Annotated in this window: 2 protein-coding genes and 1 pseudogene; 2 read left to right on the plus strand and 1 reads right to left on the minus strand. The window is 70.8% G+C overall.

The genetic code is table 11. The features are described 5' to 3' along the window. Positions 1 to 992 (plus strand): annotated as a pseudogene (locus I5G_RS21570) (tyramine oxidase); the annotation flags it as partial. Positions 993 to 995: 3 nt separating this feature from the next. After that, a complete protein-coding gene (locus I5G_RS09080) occupies positions 996 to 1,493 on the plus strand; it encodes a hypothetical protein (protein WP_022878781.1) in 498 nt (165 codons plus the stop codon). Positions 1,494 to 1,625: 132 nt separating this feature from the next. On the opposite strand, the gene I5G_RS09085 is transcribed toward I5G_RS09080, so the two are convergent. After that, positions 1,626 to 3,888, minus strand: a 2,263-nt coding sequence (locus tag I5G_RS09085) for a glycoside hydrolase family 38 C-terminal domain-containing protein (RefSeq protein WP_022878782.1), incomplete at its 5' end; no start/stop codon positions are given.

The raw sequence follows: 3,888 nt of genomic DNA on the forward strand, positions 1-3,888 counted from the left end.
TGGATGCCATCCTCTCCGACGAGAACGGGATGCCGCGGGACATCCGCAACGCCGTGTGCATGCACGAGGAGGACTTCGGCTCCCTGTGGAAGCACACCGACCTCTTCACGGGGTCGAGCGAGGTGCGTCGAGCCCGCCGGCTCGTGATCTCGTTCTTCACCACCGTCGGCAACTACGACTACGGCTTCTACTGGTACCTCTACCTCGACGGCACCATCGAGTGCGAGGCCAAGCTCACCGGCATCCTGTTCACCTCCGCCTACCCGGGCGAGGGCTACCCGTTCGCGTCCGAGGTCGCGCCGGGCCTGGGCGCGCCGTACCACCAGCACCTGTTCTCGGCGCGGCTCGACATGACCGTGGACGGCGTCGCGAACGTCGTCAACGAGATCGACGCGGTGCGGCTGCCGATCTCGGCGACCAACCCGGCCGGCAACGCGTTCACGAAGAAGGTCACGCCGATCGCCTCGGAGAAGGTGTCGGGACGCGTCGCCGACGGCGCGGTCAACCGCGTGTGGCAGATCGCCTCGACCGAGAAGACCACCGAGCGCGGGCAGGCGACGTCGTACGTCCTCTTCCCGACGGAGACGCCGGTCCTCCTGGCTGACGAAGCCTCGTCGATCGCCGCGCGCGCGGCCTTCGCGACCAAGAACCTCTTCGTCACGAAGTACGACCCGGCCGAGCGCTACGCCGCGGGCGACTTCGTGAACCAGCACCCGGGCGGAGCCGGCATCCCCGACTTCATCGCCGGCGACGAGCCGCTCGTGGGTGAGGACGTCGTGCTGTGGCACACGTTCGGCCTCACGCACTTCCCGCGCAACGAGGACTGGCCCGTGATGCCCATGGACTACGCCAAGTTCACGCTCAAGCCGTACAACTTCTTCGAGCGCAACCCCGTGCTGAACGTCCCGGCCCCGGAGAGCACGCACTGCGCACCGGCCGCGGGCTCCCACGGCCACGACCACCACGGGCACGACGGCGGCCACCACCACTGATCCATGAGCGAAACCCTTCACCTGTGGGCGGTCGCCCCCGCCGCGATCGGAACGTGCTGTCTGGCCGCCGATCGCGCGCGGGTGCGGCCGCCCGAGGTCGTGGCATCCGTGCTCATGCTCCTGGCGATGCTGGATGCCGGACTGTTCGGGGTGGTTCCGCCGGTGTACTGGGCGGCCGTGCTGCTGGCGGCGGCGGTCGGCCTCGCGTTCTGGCGGCGACCGCGGCAACGTCACGCTCCCCGCGTTCCACCGCTGATGACCGCCCATACCGCCACCGGCATGGCGCTCATGGCCGGCCTGCAGATGGCCATGAGCGCTCACGGCGGCGGTGCATCCCCGCACGCACACGGGCTGGGACTGCCGGCGTTCCTCCTCGCCACCGCGCTCGGCTACGCGGCCGCTTCCGCGTGGGCGATGCACCACATGCCCGCGCGGCTCGACCGCGCACAGATCGGCGCCATGGCGGCATCCGTCGCCCTCATGGCCGTCGCGGCGGTGTGATCCGGAACCTCGGCGCGGCGACCGCGCACGCCGTGACGAGCGGAGGGCGCGGGACGGCGGGAGGACGAATCCGCTGAATCCGTCCTCCGCTCATCCCTCGCCCTCCCCCGGTCACGGCACCGGGGACCGCGGTCAGCGCTTCAGGCGCAGGGTCACCAGCTGGAACGGACGCAGGTCGAGCTCGACCGCGCCGCCCGCGACGCTCGACACCGCGGCGGCGTCGACCTCCCGTTCGAGCAGGTCGGTCTCGGCGACGGCCGTGACCTCGAAACCGGCCCGGAGTGTCGCAGCCTGCCGCTGACCCAGAGCCTCGTAGAGCCGCACGATGACGTCACCCGAGCCGTCGTGCGCGAGCTTGACCGCCTCCACGACGATGCCGTCGCGATCGAGCGCGACCAGCGGCTCGACGTCTCCGGCCCCCTCGATCACACGGAGGGGCAGGTTGGTCCGATACCCCTCCGTCACCGCATCGGCGACGTCCGCTCCCACGACGATGCCCACCTCGAGGTGGTGCTCGCCCTGGTCTTGCTGCGGGTCGGGGAACATCGCGCCGCGGATGATCGACAGCCGCACGAGGGAGAACGTCCCGCCCGCGCCGCGCTCGTGCCGGGTGATGTCGTGACCGTACGTCGAGTCGTTCGTCACGGCGACGCCGAACCCCGGCTCGGCGACGCGCACCCAGCGGTGGGCCGCGGTCTCGAAGCGGGCGGCATCCCACGAGGTGTTCGTGTGGGTCGGACGCGTGATGTGCCCGAACTGGATCTCGGATGCCGCGCGGTCGGTGTGGACGTCCACGGGGACCGCGAGCTTCAGCAGCTTCTGCTGCTCGTGCCAGTCGACGTCGATCGACAGCCGCACGGTGCGCGAGCCCGCGGCGAGCGCGATCCGGGTGACCAGGCGCGAGTCGCCGAAGGTCCGCTCGACGACGACCGCGTCACCGTCGATGCGCACCGCCGCGGCGGAGTCCAGCGGGGTGACGTGCCGGCGGTAGGTCTCGTCGATGTCCCACGCGTCCCACTGGGTGGGCGTGTCGCGGAAGAGCTGGAACAGAGCCGCCGCCTGCCCCTCCGGGACGACCTCGCGACCGGATGCCACCTCGACCAGCGAGATGAGGAGGCCGCGCGCGTCGATCACGGCGTGGACGACGCCGTTGTCGAGCACGTAGCCCTCGCCCTCGGCGCGGGGCGCGACGTCGCGGACCTCCGACGCCGCCGCGATACCGAGAGCAGGAACTCCCGTGCGAGCGTGCGGAGCGGCGTTCACCGCGAGCACGCGGTCACCCTCCCCCGCGACCACGCGGAGGCTGTCGGCGATGATCTGCTCGAGCTCGGCGGCGATCGCGGCGTAGTTGCGCTCGGCATCCCGGTGCACCCAGGCGATCGAGGTGCCGGGCAGGATGTCGTGGAACTGCTGCAGCAGCACCAGCTGCCACAGCCGCCGGAACGTGGCCGCGGGATAGTCCGCGCCCGTGCGCACGGCCGCGGTCGCGGCCCACAGCTCCGCCTCGCGCAGCAGGTGCTCGCTGCGACGGTTTCCCTGCTTGGTGCGCAACTGGCTGGTGTAGGTGCCGCGGTGGAACTCGAGGTACAGCTCGCCGGCCCAGACGGCGGGGTCGGCGTACTCGGCTTCGGCGGTCTCGAAGAACTCCCGCGGGGTGGAGTGCTTCACGATCGGCGCCCCCTCCAGGGAGTGTGCGCGCGCGATCGTCGCGGTCATCTCGCGGGTCGGTCCGCCGCCGCCGTCGCCGAAGCCGTACGGCAGGAGCGAGGTGCGTGCGCGACCCTTGTCGGCGAAGTTGCGCTCAGCGTGCGCGAGGTCGGCCGCCGTGACCTCGGAGTTGTACTTGTCGACCGGCGGGAAGTGGGTGAAGATCCGCGACCCGTCGATGCCCTCCCAGCGGAAGGTGTGGTGCGGGATGCGGTTGGTCTCGTTCCACGAGATCTTCTGCGTGAGGAACCACCGCGCACCCGCCGCCCGCATGATCTGCGGCAGTGCACCGCTGTAGCCGAACGAGTCGGGCAGCCACACCTCTTCGGTGTCGATGCCGAACTCCTCCTGGAAGAACGTCTTCCCCTCCAGGAACTGGCGGGCCATCGCCTCGCCGCCGACCATGTTGGTGTCGGACTCCACCCACATGCCTCCCACGGGCACGAACCGGCCCTCGGCGACGCGCTCCTTCAGCCGCTCCCACAACGCCGGGTAGTGCTGCTTCATCCACGCGAACTGCTGGGCCGACGAGCTCGCGAAGACGAACTCGGGATCCTCGTCCATGAGCGAGAGGACGTTCGAGAAGGTGCGCGAGACCTTCCGGGCCGTCTCCCGCACCGGCCACAGCCAGGCCGAGTCGATGTGCGCGTGCCCGACGGCGTGGAGGACGGGGCACTGGATGCCGCGG

Origin of the sequence: Microbacterium sp. B19 (assembly GCF_000333395.1) — a bacterium.
In the GTDB taxonomy this organism is placed as follows: Bacteria; Actinomycetota; Actinomycetes; order Actinomycetales; family Microbacteriaceae; genus Microbacterium.

Bases quoted from the DNA above. Each gene is read 5' to 3' on its own strand.
- I5G_RS09080 (WP_022878781.1), top strand. From the start codon at position 996: ATGAGCGAAACCCTTCACCTGTGGGCGGTCGCCCCCGCCGCGATCGGA.